The 16,926-nt window shown below is 60.7% G+C and carries 18 protein-coding genes; 12 read left to right on the forward strand and 6 right to left on the reverse strand.

Annotated features, from left to right (window positions below):
• The first annotated feature begins 4 nt into the window (after positions 1-4).
• Positions 5-184, forward strand: coding sequence for a DUF1289 domain-containing protein (locus JFU58_RS24005; RefSeq protein WP_201142553.1), 180 nt, complete (start codon positions 5-7; stop codon positions 182-184).
• A gap of 19 nt (positions 185-203) precedes the next feature.
• On the opposite strand, the gene JFU58_RS24010 is transcribed toward JFU58_RS24005, so the two are convergent.
• Together JFU58_RS24010 and JFU58_RS24015 are read right to left on the reverse strand one after the other, a co-directional pair.
• Positions 204-1,067, reverse strand: a complete 864-nt coding sequence (locus JFU58_RS24010) for a DNA/RNA non-specific endonuclease (RefSeq protein ID WP_201142554.1) — start codon at positions 1,065-1,067, stop codon at positions 204-206.
• Positions 1,068-1,159: 92 nt separating this feature from the next.
• Positions 1,160-1,792, reverse strand: coding sequence for a TetR/AcrR family transcriptional regulator (locus tag JFU58_RS24015; protein ID WP_023659027.1), 633 nt, complete (start codon positions 1,790-1,792; stop codon positions 1,160-1,162).
• A 71-nt stretch (positions 1,793-1,863) separates the two neighbouring features.
• Between JFU58_RS24015 and JFU58_RS24020 the strand changes: the two genes are divergently transcribed.
• Complete coding sequence (locus JFU58_RS24020) at positions 1,864-2,718, forward strand: aldo/keto reductase family oxidoreductase (protein WP_003207934.1); 855 nt, start codon at positions 1,864-1,866, stop codon at positions 2,716-2,718.
• Positions 2,719-2,721: 3 nt separating this feature from the next.
• Here the strand turns inward: JFU58_RS24020 and JFU58_RS24025 are convergent, their stop codons facing one another.
• Both JFU58_RS24025 and JFU58_RS24030 read right to left on the reverse strand, forming a co-directional pair.
• Entirely contained in the window at positions 2,722-3,417 is a 696-nt protein-coding gene (locus JFU58_RS24025; protein ID WP_201142555.1) for a tRNA (adenine(22)-N(1))-methyltransferase, read from the reverse strand.
• A gap of 78 nt (positions 3,418-3,495) precedes the next feature.
• Positions 3,496-4,404 (reverse strand): DHH family phosphoesterase, encoded by a 909-nt coding sequence (locus tag JFU58_RS24030; protein ID WP_201142556.1) that lies wholly within the window; start codon positions 4,402-4,404, stop codon positions 3,496-3,498.
• Positions 4,405-4,505: 101 nt separating this feature from the next.
• On the opposite strand from JFU58_RS24030, the gene JFU58_RS24035 reads away from it, so the two are divergent.
• The 6 genes from JFU58_RS24035 (at position 4,506) to JFU58_RS24060 (ending at position 9,840) form a co-directional block, all read left to right on the forward strand.
• Complete coding sequence (locus JFU58_RS24035) at positions 4,506-5,012, forward strand: GNAT family N-acetyltransferase (RefSeq protein WP_201142557.1); 507 nt, start codon at positions 4,506-4,508, stop codon at positions 5,010-5,012.
• An 86-nt stretch (positions 5,013-5,098) separates the two neighbouring features.
• Positions 5,099-5,989 (forward strand): bestrophin family protein, encoded by an 891-nt coding sequence (locus JFU58_RS24040; protein ID WP_063031864.1) that lies wholly within the window; start codon positions 5,099-5,101, stop codon positions 5,987-5,989.
• A gap of 128 nt (positions 5,990-6,117) precedes the next feature.
• Entirely contained in the window at positions 6,118-7,620 is a 1,503-nt protein-coding gene (gene proP / locus JFU58_RS24045; protein WP_063034023.1) for a glycine betaine/L-proline transporter ProP, read from the forward strand.
• Between the two features lie 123 nt (positions 7,621-7,743).
• On the forward strand, positions 7,744-8,172 hold the full coding sequence (locus JFU58_RS24050; RefSeq protein ID WP_201142558.1) for a DUF2231 domain-containing protein: 429 nt from the start codon (positions 7,744-7,746) through the stop codon (positions 8,170-8,172).
• Positions 8,169-9,461 carry a PQQ-dependent sugar dehydrogenase gene (locus JFU58_RS24055; RefSeq protein WP_201142559.1) on the forward strand — a complete coding sequence of 431 codons (1,293 nt, stop codon included), beginning with the start codon at positions 8,169-8,171 and terminating at the stop codon, positions 9,459-9,461. The genes JFU58_RS24050 and JFU58_RS24055 overlap by 4 nt, the downstream gene beginning before the upstream one ends.
• A gap of 82 nt (positions 9,462-9,543) precedes the next feature.
• A complete protein-coding gene (locus JFU58_RS24060) occupies positions 9,544-9,840 on the forward strand; it encodes a DUF3144 domain-containing protein (protein ID WP_003207921.1) in 297 nt (98 codons plus the stop codon).
• Between the two features lie 3 nt (positions 9,841-9,843).
• Here the strand turns inward: JFU58_RS24060 and JFU58_RS24065 are convergent, their stop codons facing one another.
• The gene (locus tag JFU58_RS24065; RefSeq protein ID WP_231988871.1) at positions 9,844-10,344 is read right to left on the reverse strand and encodes a chemotaxis protein CheY; all 501 of its coding nucleotides are present in this window, start codon (positions 10,342-10,344) and stop codon (positions 9,844-9,846) included.
• Positions 10,345-10,456: 112 nt separating this feature from the next.
• Positions 10,457-10,837, reverse strand: coding sequence for a type 1 fimbrial protein (locus JFU58_RS24070; RefSeq protein ID WP_093199587.1), 381 nt, complete (start codon positions 10,835-10,837; stop codon positions 10,457-10,459).
• A 212-nt stretch (positions 10,838-11,049) separates the two neighbouring features.
• On the opposite strand from JFU58_RS24070, the gene JFU58_RS24075 reads away from it, so the two are divergent.
• From JFU58_RS24075 to JFU58_RS24090, 4 genes are all read left to right on the forward strand, one after another.
• Positions 11,050-11,784: a fimbrial biogenesis chaperone gene (locus tag JFU58_RS24075; protein WP_201142560.1), complete on the forward strand. Its 735-nt coding sequence runs from the start codon at positions 11,050-11,052 to the stop codon at positions 11,782-11,784.
• A gap of 23 nt (positions 11,785-11,807) precedes the next feature.
• A complete protein-coding gene (locus JFU58_RS24080; RefSeq protein WP_093199595.1) occupies positions 11,808-12,791 on the forward strand; it encodes a fimbrial protein in 984 nt (327 codons plus the stop codon).
• Positions 12,792-12,855: 64 nt separating this feature from the next.
• A complete protein-coding gene (locus tag JFU58_RS24085; RefSeq protein WP_063031878.1) occupies positions 12,856-15,666 on the forward strand; it encodes an ATP-binding protein in 2,811 nt (936 codons plus the stop codon).
• Entirely contained in the window at positions 15,653-16,849 is a 1,197-nt protein-coding gene (locus JFU58_RS24090; protein WP_063031880.1) for an EAL domain-containing response regulator, read from the forward strand. The genes JFU58_RS24085 and JFU58_RS24090 overlap by 14 nt, the downstream gene beginning before the upstream one ends.
• Positions 16,850-16,926 lie beyond the last annotated feature (77 nt).

Here is a 16,926-nt window from a genome sequence, read left to right on the forward strand (position 1 = left end):
AGCCTTGGCTAAAGATATCGAGAACCCGTGCGTCTCAACCTGCCAGCTCAGTGGTGAGCTGTGCGTGAGTTGTGGACGCACCAAGGACGATATTCGCAAATGGAAAAAGATGAAGCGGCCAGAGAAGATGGCCGCTGTGCAGCGCGCAACGTTGCGCTTGAAGACGTCGAAAAAGGGCAAGTGACGCACCCGGTTTCAGGCCGTCAAGTACGCCCGACGGAACCCGTCACCGGCAAATTCCCGAGCAACTTGAGCCCGGTGGTTTTCACAAACGTCGCGTAGTCCATCGGCTTCTCGATACGGGTTTCAGCGTTGGGCAGAACATACGCCCAGGCGCGCTTGGACGACACGTCGTAAACCAGCTTGAACAGGCGGGTCGGCACCCAGACCTTGTTGTCGCCAATGGTGCTGTAGCCCGGGTCAAACAACGGCCCGGTGAACACGAACACGTTGCCGTCGGCGCGCTTGGCAAACTTGCGCACGTCCGCCTCGACCTTGCTCCAGATCTTGCGGTTGTTGGTCGGGTCTTGCGGCACCATGTTCGACAGCGCAAAGGACTGGGCCATGGCGTTGGTGCTCGGCGCATCCGCCGCCGGGGATTGATGGCCACGGTCCACGGCCGGGTGTTGGCCACGGTAGTCGCTCAACTCGGCGCGCGCGCCCTTGGGAATACGCGGGTCGGGGTAGAACTGGTTGGTGCGTTCTTCGCCTTTGGCATCCTGCAACTGGCCGGCATTCAGGCGTTCGACCACCACCAGCGGGGTCTTGCTGGTTTGCGAGTACAGCACCGCGAAATTATCGGAACACAGCGCCAGGGGTTTCATGGTGGCCGGCACGGTGGCCGTGTTGATCGGTTGTGCGGCCGGGAACAGGTCGGCGCAACTGTCGAACGATGGCTTTTTCTGTTGGCTTGAATACAGACCCAGGGCCGCGCCCTGACTGATGGAGCCCGAGCGAGAGGTATGGGATTGAGGCGGTGTGATGAGGTCCAGCAGGCCACGGGCTTGCGCCCCGGTGGAGAGCAAAACAAGGGCCGACAGCCCAACTGCAATTTTGCGTAGGTGCATGGGTTAAATCTTCAAAGTTCGATTGCGGGGCTTATGGACCCATGGATGTGACTTTAGTGCGAAGCAGCGCTGCAAAATACCCTGAACACGGTTTACGTAAGTGACTGATAGGTTTGAAGATAAGCTCGCAGCATGCGGGTCACCTGCTGTTCCAGGCCGGCTTCAAAGGCCGCAGATGCATTGCCTTCAAGCAACGCCCGAACCGGTCCCACCACCGCGCTGAGCGAGATGGCGGCGGTAAGGGATGGGTCTTCAAACCGGGCATCCGACGCCGTCGCCAACATCGCTGCAATCGCGGCCACCACCCGCTTGTTGATCCGCGCCACAAGCTCCGCACCGCCCCGCTCACCTGCGATGGCATACAGGGCTTTGGACGCCGTCGGGTCCATCAGCTTCACGGCGAGAAAAGCCGTGACAAACCCCGATGCCATTTCCGCCACCGTGGTGCCCTGGTGTTGATCGCACGCCTGCTCGACGGTCTCGGCCACCTGCACCAGATGCTTCTCCAATACCGCAGCAAGCAGTGCATCGCGGTTCGGATAGTACTGATAGAGACTGCCCACCGACATGCCCGCCCGCTCGGCCACGCGGGTCGTGGTGCAGCGCACCAGGCCCTGAGCGGTCAAAACCTGAAGGGTTGCCGTGTGCAGCGCTTCCACCGTCGCCGCCGACCGGGCCTGGACCGCTGATTTTCTTGGCTTTAACGACGCTTTGAGAGGGCTCATGGAATGCGAATTCTAAACCTGAAGGATCCTTCATATTATAGGCTTCCTCCCGTCAAGCAAGAGCTCCGACCATGACCACCAGCACATTCAATCTCGGCGATCGCACCGTCAACCGCATCGGCTACGGTGCCATGCAACTGGCCGGCCCAGGCGTGTTTGGCCCGCCCAAGGACCGTGATGCAGCGCTGGCCTTACTGCGCGAGGCCGTCGCTTGCGGCGTGAACCATATCGACACCAGCGACTTCTACGGGCCGCATGTCACCAATCAGATTATTCGTGAGGCACTGCACCCGTATAAAGACGATCTTACGATCGTCACCAAGGTAGGCGCCCGCCGTGGCGACGATGGCGCCTGGTTCAACGCTTCGTCGAAGGCCGAGCTGACCCAGGCCGTGCACGACAACCTGCGCAACCTGGGCCTGGATGTGCTGGACGTGGTGAATGTGCGGGCCATGCACGGCGTGATGGGCACTGCCGAAGGCTCGATCGAGGAACCCCTGAGTGCCATTGCCGAGCTGCAACAACAGGGCCTGATACGCCATATCGGCATCAGCAACGTTACCCCGACGCAGGTCGCCGAGGCGCGAAAAATCGTGCGCTTCGTGTGCGTCCAGAACCTGTACAACATCGCCCACCAACACGATAACGCGATGCTCGACGAATTGGCCCGGGACGGCATTGCCTATGTGCCATTCTTCCCGCTGGGCGGGTTCTCGCCAGTGCAGTCAGCGGTGTTGTCGAACGTCGCACAGCGCCTCGGCGTCACCCCGATGCAACTGGCCCTGGCATGGCTGCTGCGCCGTTCCCCCAATATCCTGCTGATCCCGGGAACGTCCTCGGTCACCCATCTACGGGAAAACATCGCGGTGGGCGAGCTGGATCTTTCGGATGAGGTACTCGCAGAGCTGAACACCCTCGCAGGCTGACCCTCACGCCAGCAGTTCTGCGATCCACCGCGCCTGCTGGGCGACCTCTTGCATCTTGTCCTCGGGCACCGCTTGCCGCGCCTGGGCGAAGTCGCTCAGGGTCTGCTGTTTGTGGCGCAGGATGCGCTGCCACTTGAGCAGGAATTCCGGGCTGCGGGCCTGCATTTGCAGCGGGCCGAAGTACAGTTCTTCGGCGGTGTAGGTCACAGGCCCGGCGTGCTCGGCAACGATGATTTCGTAGAAGAATCGGTTCTCCCGCAGCAGCTCTTCGCACACGATGCGGTAGCCGTTCTCCATCAGCCATTGGCGCAACGGTTGCTCGCCGCCGTTGGGCTGCAGCACCAGGCGCTCCCGGCCGTTGAGGCGCGCCTTGTCGCTGTCGAGGATGTCGCGGATGGTCTCGCCGCCCATGCCGCAGATGCTGATCGCGTTAATCCCGTCTCCCGGCTCGATCGCCGCCAGGCCACTGGCCAGGCGTACGGTGATGTGTTGCTCCAGCTCGTTCTCGCGCACCGTGCGCTCGGCTGCGCGAAACGGCGTCAGGGCCACCTCGCCCGCCACCGCCGCCACGATGGCGCCGCGGCGCATCAATGCCACCGGCAGGTAGCCGTGGTCGGAGCCGATATCCGCCAGGCGCGCCCCGGCGGGGACGTGCGTCGCCACGCGCTCAAGGCGCATGGACAATGTGTGTTCGTTCAACTGCCGTTCCTTTTCGGTAATACCCTGGCCATTGTATTGCGGGTTCTTCAAAGAGGAACGTCACTTTGGTGAACGCCGTCAATCAGTGGCCGCCAGCCTTACCAGTTCCTTGCGCAACAGCGAACGATCCAGCACCGCCATCCCGGCCTGCCAGTCGATGGAAAGCAACTGGCTCAGTTTTTCCTGGCTGACCTTGGGCTCAGCCAGGAAATAACTTCTGCACTCGCGGATACTGATGAGATTCACCAGCCAGTCCTCCCCCTGCGCCGCCAGCCACTCAGCGATGGTCGAGCGATGCTTTCGGATCAGCGCACCGGCATCCCACACCGTCATCTGCGCAAAAACCTGCGGCAGGTTGCTGTCGGCTTTCAGCCACTTCAGGTCACCCGCCAACGCGCCTGCAAGGTCTGACTCGATAGTGGCCTGGCACTCGGAGAAATACCGCTCAGGCCAGTCTGCCGCGAGTTTCGCCAGCAGCGCGAGGGTTTCATAAGCCCGAACATCCGCCGCGGTGGTCAACTGCCCGGTAAAATTCAGGGTATTGTCCAGGATTGCCGTGGCCAGCAGCGCGGCACTGTGCTCACTGATCAGCGGCAACAAACCGGCCGCTTCCCAACGCAGGAAAACCTGCGTCGCTGCTGCACCGATCAAACGGATGTCTGCGGCACTTCCCAGCCTCTGCGCCCAATAGGTTTCAAACCCCGGGTGATGGTCAATCACCTCCACCACCTGATCGAGCACGACCACCGGGTCGAAGTGGTGGAAGTCAGAGATATCCACCAACACAAACTCATCACCGGGCCCGGGCCGGTAGTCATCCAGTGACGATGGCCAACCGAGCACGGTCCTGGAGATGCTGGCATTCAGCGGAGCACTGCTGACGGCACGCGCCTCGACACCCTGGCGATTCAACAACTCGGCGTACGCAATGCAACAAGCGTACGCATCGATGTCCAGATACGCCGAACCGGAGGTGACTACCCTCATCGGAAGAACTCCATGATTTCATATTTTTGGCAGGCAAATTTCACACGCCTTTATGACGAAAACATGACTAAATGCACAGAACAACCCGGGAGATTTGAGCAATGACGTCATTTCGCGTTCGCGAGCTGAGCAGTACGGACACTGAAGCATTGCTGGCCTTCGAAACCCGTAACCGTGAGTGGTTCGAATCGCATATCGAGGCGCGCGACCCTGCGTTTTACTCGGTGCAGGGCGTCGCCGAGCATATTGACGGTTATCTATCTGGCCTGGCCACCGGCGCATGGCACCCGTTCGTGATCGAAGACGCCAGCGGCGAAATCGTTGGTCGCGCCAATCTGAAAAGCATCGATTCACCGAAGGGCTCTGCCGAAGTCGGTTACCGCGTGGGCGAGCGCTCGTGCGGGCAAGGGCTGGCAACCCTGGCGCTGAAGCATCTGATCCACGAGGCACAGGCGCGTTGGGCACTCAAGCAATTGGTGGCGTACGTGTACCCGGAGAATGTCGGCTCACAAAAAGTCCTGAGCCGCTGCGGTTTCGTGCCTGAACAGCCCGCACCGGACGGCATGCCCCACAGCGAAAAACGCTTCGTCCTGTCGCTTCAAGCCTGAACACGCAGCACCCCGGCGAACCTTTACCCGGTAAACACCGTCCGAGCTAGGGCATTGATGTTTACTGCTCGCCGCGAGGTTTCCGTTTGAAAGCTGCCATCATCAAAAAATACCGCCTGATCATCAAGACCATGGGCTATGTAGGCTGGGCGCTGTTCTGGCTGTTGCTCTGGGATATCGCTGTCACCGTGGACTTCATGCTGTTCCTCAACAGCAAGATCAACCTACCGCTGATGCCGCTCACCCTGCTCGGCTCGGCGCTGGTGGTGCTGATCAGTTTCCGCAACAGCAGCGCCTATAACCGCTGGTGGGAAGCACGCACGTTATGGGGCGCGATGGTCAACAATTCCCGCAGCTTTGCGCGGCAAGTACTGACGCTGCTGGATGACCCGGACAATGAGGTCAACCCGATAAAGTCGACCTTGCTGCGCCGTCACGTGGCGTATGTGAACTGCCTGGCGGCGCACTTGCGAGGCCAGCCTTGCCCGGAGGAAATCCGCGCCTTCCTGCCGGCCGACGAGTTCGCCCGCAGCACCAGTACCAATAACTTTTCCAACGACATCCTCAACGGCTCCGCCGCCCTGTTGGCCCAGGAATACAAAGCCGGGCGCCTGGACAGCATTCGCCTGGCGCGGCTGGAATCGACCCTGGTGGATTTGTCCAACAGCCAGGGCGGCATGGAGCGCATCGCCAACACGCCGCTGCCCTACCCTTACGTGTATTTCCCACGGCTGTTCATTTCGCTGTTCTGCCTGATCGTGCCGGTGGGCCTGGTGGAATCCCTGGGCTGGTTCACCCCGCTGGCGTCCACGGTAGTGGGTTTCATGCTGCTGGCCATTGAGCGCATCGGCACCGATTTGCAAAGCCCGTTCCGTGACAGCGAGCACCAGATCCAGATGGAAGCCCTTTGCGAAACCATCGAGAAAAACCTGCAGTCGATGCAGCGTGATTCCCTGGGGGGCGAGCGGATCCGTTAATCCTTGCCGGGCCGTTAACAAAAAAATCCAGCCAACGGTGAATTATTCAGTGTCCGCATGTATCTGACCCATTAAGCGCATGCCACCAAAACAGTGGCATCGAAATGGACCTGCGGCTGAGTATTCCCATGAAATCACGCAAGAAAACCGTCAATCCGATTGGATTGGATGACATCACCATCGTCGACGACGCCAAGATGCGCAAGGCGATCACCGCCGCTGCGCTGGGCAACGCCATGGAATGGTTCGACTTCGGCGTATACGGCTTTGTCGCCTATGTACTCGGCAAGGTGTTCTTCCCCGAGGCATCCCCCAGCGTACAGATGATCGCCGCCCTGGCGACCTTCTCGGTGCCGTTCCTGATTCGCCCGTTGGGCGGCCTGTTCTTCGGCCGGCTAGGGGACAAATACGGCAGGCAAAAAGTCCTGGCAGCGACGATCGTGATCATGTCCCTGAGCACCTTCGCCATCGGGCTGATCCCCTCCTATGACTCGATCGGCATCTGGGCACCGATCCTGTTGCTGCTGGCCAAGATGGCCCAGGGCTTCTCGGTAGGCGGTGAATACACCGGCGCCTCGATCTTCGTCGCCGAATACGCCCCGGACCGCAAGCGCGGCTTCCTCGGCAGCTGGCTGGACTTCGGCTCCATCGCGGGCTTCGTCCTTGGCGCCGGTGTAGTGGTGTTGATTTCGGCGGTGATCGGCGAAGAGGCGTTCCAGTCCTGGGGCTGGCGCCTGCCGTTCTTCCTCGCGCTGCCGCTGGGCATGATCGGGCTGTACTTGCGTCACGCCCTGGAAGAGACACCCGCCTTCCAACAGCATGTGGAACAACTCGAACAAGGCGATCGCGAAGGCCTGGCCGGTGGCCCGAAAGTGTCGTTCAAGGAAGTCGCCACCAAGCACTGGCGCAGCCTGATGACCTGTGTCGGCGTGGTGGTGGTGACCAACGTCACGTATTACATGCTGCTCACCTACATGCCGAGCTACCTGTCCCACAACCTGCACTACAGCGAAAACCATGGCGTGTTGATCATCATCGCGATCATGGTCGGCATGTTGTTCGTGCAGCCGATGATTGGCTTTGTCAGCGACAAGATCGGGCGCAAACCCTTCATTCTGTTCGGCAGCATCGCGCTGTTCTTCCTCGCCATTCCGGCGTTCATGCTGATCAACAGCGGCAAGCTCGGGCTGATTTTCTCGGGCCTGCTGATCATTGCGGTGGTGCTCAACTTCTTTATCGGCGTGATGGCGTCCACCCTGCCGGCGATGTTCCCTACCCACATCCGCTACAGCGCGCTGGCCAGCGCCTTCAATATCTCGATCCTGATTGCCGGCCTCACGCCAACTGCCATGGCCTGGCTGGTAGAGACCACCAACAACCTGTACATGCCGGCCTACTACCTGATGGTGTTCGCGGTGCTGGGGCTTTTCACCGCCCTGACCATGAAGGAAACCGCCAACAAACCCCTGCGCGGTGCGGCACCGGCGGCGTCGGATATCGAGGAAGCCAAGGAGCTGCTGCAGGAGCACGAAGACAATATCGAGCAGAAGATCGAAGACATCGACGCGCAAATCGCCGAACTGGAAGCCAAGCGCGAAAACCTGGTGCAGCAGCATCCACGCATCAACTGACGCAACATATTTGGAAACGAATAGACGGTGAACTAACGCGCAAGCAGCACGCTCCTTCCTTAAGCGCAGTCAGCGCGGCCCTGATGAGCCTCATCAGGGCCGCTCAACGATAAGGAGCCGCCCGTGACCGTCACCACCGCCCTCACCTACCGCAGCACGCCTGGCCCGCTTCACGCGACCTTGCTGGCCGGTACCGTCCCGCTGTTTCTCGGCGCCCTGCTGAGTGACATTGCCTACTACAAGACCTACCAGATCCAATGGAGCAACTTCGCCGCCTGGCTGATTGCCGGCGCCCTGCTGTTCTGCGGGCTGGCGGGGTTGTTTGCACTGGTCAACCTGCTGCGTGCCGACCGCAAGGCCGGGCGCCCCACGGTGTACTTCCTGTTGTTGCTGGTGACCTGGGCGCTGGGCCTGGTGAATGCCTTTGAGCATGCGAAGGATGCCTGGGCCGTAATGCCTTCGGGCCTGGTGCTGTCTGCCGTCGTGACCCTGCTGGCCTGCGTGACCACGTGGGTCGGGCTGACCAACCTGCGCTCGGGAGGTGCCCAATGAAGCCTTCCAGCACGCTGACCGTTTTAAGCATGGCGATGTTGTTGAGCGCCTGCGGTGGCGAAGCCGACAGCACTCAGGCTCGCGGCCCCGACCCCAAGCTGCCGGAACCTCAACGCGGCCTGTTGCCCAGCATGAAGATCGCCGAACCGGTGGCCTGGGGCGAGCAGAAACCCACCGTGCCCGAGGGTTTCAGCGTCACCGCCATCGCCACCGACCTGCGGATCCCGCGCCAGACCCTGGTGCTGCCCAACGGCGACATTCTCGTCGCCGAAGGCCGGGGCGGCAGCGCAGCGAAACTCAAGCCCAAGGATGTGATCGCCAGCGTGATCAAGGCCGAAGGCAACACCAAGGTCAAGGGCGGCAATCGCCTGACCCTGCTGCGCGATACGGACGGTGACGGCACCTACGAGTTGAAAACCGTGTTCGCCGAAAACCTCAACGCGCCCTACGGCCTGGCCTTTGCCGACGGTAAGCTGTACGTGGCGAACCAGGATGCGCTGGTGCGCTTCGACTACGAAGACGGCCAGACCAAGGCCGGTGGCCCGCCCACCACCGTCACCGAGCTGCCCGCCGCGATCAATCACCACTGGACCAAATCCCTGGCGATCAGCCCCGACGGCCGCTCGCTGTATGTGGGCATCGGGTCCAACAGCAACATCACCGAACGCGGCATGGAGGTTGAGATCGACCGGGCGATGGTCTGGCAGATCGACGCCGCCACCGGTGCCCACAAGCCTTATGCAACCGGCTTGCGCAACCCGACGGCATTGACCATTCAACCGGGCTCCGGGCAGGTGTGGGCGGTGGTCAACGAGCGGGATGAACTGGGGCCGGACCTGGTGCCGGATTACCTGACCTCGGTGCGCGAAGGCGAGTTCTACGGCTGGCCCTACAGCTATTGGGGCCAAAACGTCGACACCCGCGCCCAACCGCAGAACCCGGCCAAGGTCGCCGCCGCGATCAAGCCGGATTACAGCCTGGGTTCCCACGTCGCCGCGCTGGGCGTCGATTTTTCCATCCCGGCCATGGGCGAGAAATATGCCGACGGCGTCTTCGTCGGCGAGCACGGCAGCTGGAACCGGGACAATCCGGTGGGCTACAAGGTGATCTTCGTGCCGTTCAGCAATGGCCGGCCTGCCGGTGAGCCGCTGGACTTCGCCACGGGTTTCCGCGGGGACGATGGCAAGACTCGCGGGCGGCCGGTGGGGGTCACGGTTGATCCGAAGGGTGCGCTGATCATTGCCGATGACCTGGCCAACACGGTGTGGAGGGTGACGCGCAATAAATAAGGCCTGAAACGGCCGACGTGGTTGCCTTCCTGTGGAGCGCGGCGGTACCTTCGCCGCACTCACGAACAGGAAGGTAACCGCAATGCCAGACACCACCGACAACGGCTTCTATGATCGCGCGGACGCGCACATCGAGCTGTCCAACGAGCAGTTCAGGGCGTTCGCCGACCTGGGCAAAGTCAGCGCCTCGATGATGTTCGGCACCACACGCTTCAATGCCTGGGTCAGCGCACGCAGCTTTAAATCCGGCGAAGAAATGGCCCAGGCGCGTGAGGCGATGCTGAAGTATTTCTGTGATCAGTACCGGATGATGCTTGAGGATAATCTTGATGATCACATCAACAATTTCAGCAAGTACATGCTCGTTAAGGGCAGTTGAGACTCACCGACGCGACCGCAAGCTCGCGATGTTTGACGGAAGCCGCCGCTGCTGAGTATCAGCCACCATCAACGGCGTCACCGTCGCCGGCCCCCCGGTGCGCTCCACGGTTGGCATGCAGCGCGCTGCGTCAACCACGTCGAGGCAGCGGCGCAGCGAGTCGAAGTCGGGGGATTGGGACAGGGACAGGTGGATCGCCACACTGACGGACACCGACACCACCGAGCTTTGTGCGCATTGGCCGTCGTAGATCAGGGCGTGGCGGATCTGCGGATTCTCATGGCAGAACTTCAGCAAGTTCACTTCCATCGACCGCACCAGTGCCGCGTTGATAATCAACAGGTCAATCGCCACCCCCTGAATCCGGGCGATCGACTGGACTTCATTGAATGAGCTCATGGGCGCAATTCGAAAGTAGCCCAGCTGGTTGAGCATTTTCTCGATCTTGATCCGCTGGAACAGCTCTCCATCAGCAATCAATATGCGTAGCGCTTTATTTGACATAGGGAAAACCTGACAGCTGGGCCCATGAATGTTCAGTAATCATTCACCAGCCGCCAAGTTAACCCTGCGCCACGCACCTGACTCTAAGGCGATTCTGAAACCACCGCCCTCTTCAAGGCGAAGTCAGTGTGACCAGGTACTTTCCTGAGTTCACGGGTTTCCCCTGGCTATCCACCAGCGAGTATTGCTGCTGGTAATAAGAGTTCTCGCGGCCGCTATCGGACACTAGCTTCACACTCACGGCACTGTGATCAAGGGCACTGACCGAACTCACCGGCTCCACGCTGCGCACGCTGATGGCGCTGCCGCGGGCCAATGCCGGGCAGTCGTTGAGCTTCAATCCATTGGCCACGGCGAGCGGCGTGCAAGACGGCTCGACAATGCTGCCGTGGAAGTAAATGACACCTTGGCCCGCCGAGCTGGCAGCCATGCAGACACCGGATACGCCGAACAACAGGCCCGCACAGATTGCAGGCATTCCCTTGATGCTCATACCGATACTCCCGAGGTGAACAGATCTTAGTCAGGCTATCGGCCGGTCGGCGGGTTCTTTTAAGATTTGTCTGATGTTAAGCCGTGTTTTTTCAACGCCTTTGGAAATAACCACGCACCCGGGCCGGTTTTTAAGAATCGCCTGAGAGAAACCCTCCTCGCCTGCCCCTTAACATGCGCCCCGAAGTCACTCCCGGGACGCAGCACACCCACATGTCATCGCTCAATCATTCGCCCACTTTTCGGGCCTGCCGGGCCCTGCTGTTCGCCGCTGCGCTGATCGCCTCACTGCTGTCCGTGGCGCCCTGCGCGCAGTCGGCGGTGAAGATTGAAGGCACGCGCCTGATCTACTTTGGCCAGGATAAAGAAGCCAGCCTCAACGTGATCAACCAGCAGTCGCGCCAGGTGGTGGTGCAAAGCTGGATCACCCGCGAAGACGAAGATGCAACCCGGGCGGTACCCTTCGCCGTGGTGCAGCCGCTGGTACAACTGGATGCCGGGCAACATCACGTGCTGCGGGTCCTGTATGCCGGTGAAGGGTTGCCCGGTGATCGGGAGTCGCTGTTCTGGCTCAACGTCATGGAAATCCCGCTGAAGCCGGAAAGCCCCAACAGCGTGCAGTTTGCGGTGCGCCAGCGCCTCAAGCTGTTCTATCGCCCGCCCGGGCTCGCGGGCGGCTCGGCACAAGCCGTGCAGCAACTGGCGTGGAGCAGCTCTGACGGGCACTCCATTGCCGTGACCAACCAGAGTGCCTTTCACCTGTCCCTGGTGAATCTCCAGACCGATACCGCCGGCAAGACTCACGCGCTGGACGACTACCTGCTGCTCAAGCCCGGGGAGCGCAAGGTCCTCGACACCCAAGCGCCTATCAATGCCGGGACCCAAATCCACTTTACCGAAATCACCGATATCGGCTTGCAGGCGCGCCATAGCGCAGCCCTCAAGTGATAGATCGCGGGGAACACCGACCCATGCCACACGTTAAACACCTGCTACTGGCCGCCCTGTGCACTTGCGCCGCCCTCCCCGCCACCAGTTATGCGCTGGCCTGCCGGGAAGACGGCAGCGGATCGACCGTCGACATCGCGCCCCTCGGCACGGCATTGGCGGTGAGCGCCGATGCGCCGGACGGCACAATTATCTGGGAGTCGGGCCCACGCTCCACCAACGTGATCTGCAAGGACGACTTTAACCACGGGCGCGAGGAAGTTTACTTCTACCTGAACCCGGCGAACGTCAGCATCGGCCAGGGCATACGCGCCGGGATTCGCTACAAATCGGTGCCCATCACCCAAAGCACCGGCAAGTACGGCACCGGTTTCTTCTCCGATCGGGGCTGCACCTGGGCCAATTGCACAGGCTGGGACCAAGCCCGGTTCACCCTCAACTTCAGCGTGTTTATCGAAAAGTTTGGCACCACCCCACAAAACGGCCAGGCCAGTAACCTCACTCAATATCGAGTGTTTCAACTCGACGGTATCCAGGGCCTCAACAACAAACCCAACAGCAACCTCAACTACATCGTCACCGGGGTCAACGACATCCGCTTCGTGCCCTGCGCGCCCGAACTGACCATCACCCCCAGCGTGGTCAACTTCCCCACACCGTCGCGCAAGGCACAGATCGGCGAAGTGGCCAGTACCGCCACGTTCAACTTGAGCCTGCGCAAAGCCTGCGACACTCCGTACACGGTGGACGCACGGTTCGCCACCACACCGGGAGGCGGCAGCTTGATCAATGGTTTGCTGGTGCCGGACAACAACAGCTCCGTGGGCATCTCACTGTCCCGCGAAGACACCAGCCAAACCCTGGCCTTCAATCAGTGGTTCGCCCTGGCCAAATTGAATGCTTCCGGCCAGACCCGGCATGACTTCAGGGCCGACTTGAAGTGGCGTACGTTACCGATCCCTGGAGCCTTCGACGCAGCGGTGATTGTCGACATGTTTTACAAGTAACCGCGCGGCAGCTTTTAAGGATCGTCTTATGCCCACGCCGTAGGCGGACCTTTAAAATCCGCCGATGCGATTTAAAAGTTACCTGCTCCAACTCAATCCCGTCCTCTCCCGACCCGAAGCAGCCAGAAGGCTGCTTCGTACGTTTGCGACCGTGCTATTGGTGGGGATCCTGAGCGGTGTCTACACGTTCCTGCTGTCCACCTTCAACAATGACATCTCCCAGCGACGCGGCTACATGAGCAGCGCGATTGCCGAAGCCCATACGTTTTTCACCAACCGTGAAGCGCTGCTGGAGAGCTTGAGCCTGTCGGCGGTACGCAAATCCAGGCAGGCCAAGTCGCAGATTTACCCGGCCTCCAGCGAAGAACAGCGCCTGCTGCTGGGGGACACGCCGGGCAATCAATGGAGCATCTGGCTGACCTCACGCATGCGTGATTACCTGCAGGCCAAGCAGGTCAACCTGCTCTACGTGAACGCCGGCCCAAACCCACAAGTGACGCGCCTCTACAATTCCACGACGCAGGTGTTGCCGTTTTCCATGTGCATGCTCGACCGGCTCAAAGCGCTGCGGGTCAGCGACCTGTCGGACGTTGGCGAACTGTGGCTGAGCGACCAGACCGAAGAGCACGCGCACCTGTACCTGTTCATTCGCCTGGATGAACGCGACCCCGAGTCCGGCTGGCTGGGCCTGGAAATGGAAAGCCGGGAAGTCTCCAGCACCCTGAATGACCAGAGTGCGGGCGAGTTCATGATGCTCAACTCCCAGGGCATGCTGGTGTTTACCAACAGCCACGACGCCAGGCTGAGCGAGATACTGCTCAAGCCCAAGGGCGATAATTTTTTCGGCTTTGTGGGCAGCGGCCTGGTGCCTGATCACCTGGTGATTCGCAAACACCTGAAGTCGTCGGACTGGCAGTTGGTGTACTCGATCAACCTGCGGGACGTAGTGCGCGGGCTGTGGCGGGAACTGCTGGGGTCGTTGGTATTTTGCCTGTTCAGTGTGACCCTGATTTGGCTGGTGATGCGCCGGGTTGATCAGCGTTTCATCATCCCCTCGATCAATCGCATCCAGGCGCTGATTGAAAGCGAGGCATTCGGCCGTGACGTGATCCAGACCGCGCCGGTCGCGCTGTGTGTGCTGCGCCGCACCGATGGCCAGGTGGTGCTGGAAAACACCCTGGCCCAGCAGTGGCTGGGGGACGGCCCGGAGCGCGAGGCGTTGTGCGCCGGCTGGATTCGCCAGGCGTTCCACAGCATTGCGTCCGAGCACAGCGATTATTTCGAAACCATCGACGGCCGCCACCTTTACCTCAGCAGCGCGCCCACCCGTTACCGGGGTGAGGACGTGCTGTTTTGTGCGTTCAGCGACATCAGCGCACGCAAACAAGTGGAGGCCGCACTGGAAGAAGCCCGGCAATCGGCGGACGCGGCGAATGCTGCAAAAACCTTGTTCCTGGCAACCATGAGCCACGAAATTCGCACGCCGCTGTATGGCGTGCTGGGCACCCTGGAACTACTGGCCCGTACCCGACTCGACGCCCAGCAGAAAGACTATCTGCATGCCATCGAAGGCTCATCGGCAACCCTGCTGCAATTGATCTGCGACGTGCTGGATGTATCGAAGATCGAGGCCGGGCAACTGGCCCTGGAACTGAGCGAGTTCTCGCCGCTGGAGCTGGTCAATGAAATCATCCAGGGCTATGCCGCCGCCGCGCTCGGCAAGGGTTTGCAGTTGTATGCCTGCTTCGACCCCAAGCTGCCTGAGCGGTTGATTGGCGATGTCACGCGCATCCGCCAGATCCTCAACAACCTGCTGAACAACGCGGTGAAATTCACCGATTACGGGCGTGTGGTGTTGCGGGTCAAATTGCTCGACCGCGATGACGAACGCTCCAGCGTGTTGTGGCAAGTCTCCGACACCGGCAAAGGGATCGCCCAGGAAGATCAGTCGATGATTTTCGAGCCTTTCTATCAAACCGAAGGCAACACCAATGTGGTGGCCGGTACCGGGCTTGGGTTACCGATCTGTCAGCGCCTGACGCAATTGATGAACGGGCATATTCGCATGGTCAGCGAGCTGGGCCTGGGCAGCAGTTTCAGCCTGACGTTGCCCCTCGAAGAAGCGCCCAGCCCACCGATGAGCAGCTTGCTGGCAGAGACCATTTACGTGGTCTCGCCGATTCCCGAACTCGCACAATCCATCAGCGGCTGGCTGCGGCGCTGGGGCGCCCGTGCACAGACCGGCCAACCCACCCAGCCGGACGGCCAACTGCTGCTGGAGCTGCATCCCGGCACCGTCGAACAACCGCTGGTGCCTGACTGGCCGGGCCCGGTAATCCTGGTGAGCAGCAGCAGTTGCAACACCCAGCAGACCGAGGCCGGCGCGTGGCACGTCAACCTCAACCAATTGAGCGCGATTCACCAGGCGGTCAGCCAGGTACAAGGGTTGTGGGTCGCGCGGGTCGATGAGCAGTCAAAAAAGCGTGAACTGCAAAAGCTCAACCTGCACGTGCTGGTGGCCGAGGACAACGTCATCAATCAATTGATTTTGCGCGACCAACTCGAAGAGCTCGGCTGCACTGTTGAGCTGGCCGGCGATGGTCATGAAGCGTTGCTGCTGTGCAAAGCCTCACGTTTCGACGTGGTGCTGACGGATGTGAATATGCCCCGGGTCAACGGTTACGAGTTAGCCAGGGAACTGCGCCGTCAAGGCTGTTCGCTGCCCATCATCGGGGCCACCGCCAACGCCATGCGAGGCGAGGCCGACCTGTGCCTGGCCGCCGGGATGAACCATTGCCTGGTCAAACCCTTTGCGTTGCGGGCCCTCTTCAATTCCCTGGCGCCTTACGCACGGATCCCCCATGAAGCCTTATAGTATTTTGATCGTCGAGGACCATCCCCTGCAGCACATCTACCTGCAGAACCTGCTCAGTGAGCTGGGGGATTTCCTCCTTGAAGCGGCCCAAGATGGCAAGGAAGCGCTGGAGCGGTTGCGCCAGCGCGATTTCGACCTTGTGCTGACGGATCTGCTGATGCCGGGCATGGATGGCGTGCAGTTTATCCAGAGCCTGGCGAGCCTGCGGTGCAAGCCCGCCCTGGCGATCATGAGTGCCGCGTCCCGGCGCATGTTGATGGCGGCCAGCCTGGTGGCGAAAAACCTCGACGTGGAAGTGATAGGGCTGATTTCAAAACCGGTGGCGGCCGAAGCCCTGCGCAACCTGGTGAATCAACTCAACGACAAGGACCGCAGCCCTTCGCCGCCGATGCTCCCCGCCCACCTGGAAATAGACCGGCAGACGATCATCCAGGCGATGGGCGACGGCCAATTCCAGGCCTGGTTCCAACCGAAAAAATCCTTGGCCAACGGCCGCATCGTCGCCGCCGAAGCGCTGGTGCGCTGGATGCATCCCGAGCAAGGCGTGATGCTGCCGGCCTCGTTTTTACCGGCCATCAAAGCTTTCGAGCTGGAAGAGCGCCTACTGTGGATCGTGCTGAAACAGGCCATCCATGCCCAGGAACGCTGGCGCCAGCGCGGTTACGAGATTCCGGTGTCGATCAACTTGCCGACCCATTTGCTCAACAGCCACGACCTGGCAGACCGCCTGCTGGAGTTTGTGCTGCACCACCAGGGCATCCCGGGGATGATTTGCTTTGAGCTGATGGAGTGTTCGGTGCCCCAGGACATCAGCAACTTCTACGCTGGCGCATGCCGCTTGCGCATCAAGGGGTTCGGCCTGTCCCAGGACGATTTCGGCAAGGGCTACAGTTCTTACCTGAACCTGGTCTCGACCCCGTTTACCGAGCTCAAGATCGACCAGGCGCTGGTGCAGGGTTGCCACGACAACGAAGGCATGGCGTCGGCCCTGGCCAGCATCATCGCACTGGGCCGCAAGCTGGGACTGACGGTGGTTGCCGAAGGTGTCGAAACGCCCCAGCAACTGGCCCTTTTGCGCAAAATCGACTGCACCCAGGTGCAGGGTTTCCTGATCTCCCACGCGGTCTCATCAGACCAATTCCAGCAACTATTGAACAATGATGGCCCCGCGACATCTCACTAGTCCGCGGCCTGGCTTTGTTTAATCTATAAAGGAGTAAGCTCCATCCAGCGCCGATTTCTCATCCGTCTGCGGAAATC

It is taken from the genome of Pseudomonas sp. TH34, from assembly GCF_016650865.1.
GTDB classification, from domain to species: Bacteria; Pseudomonadota; Gammaproteobacteria; order Pseudomonadales; family Pseudomonadaceae; genus Aquipseudomonas; species Aquipseudomonas yamanorum.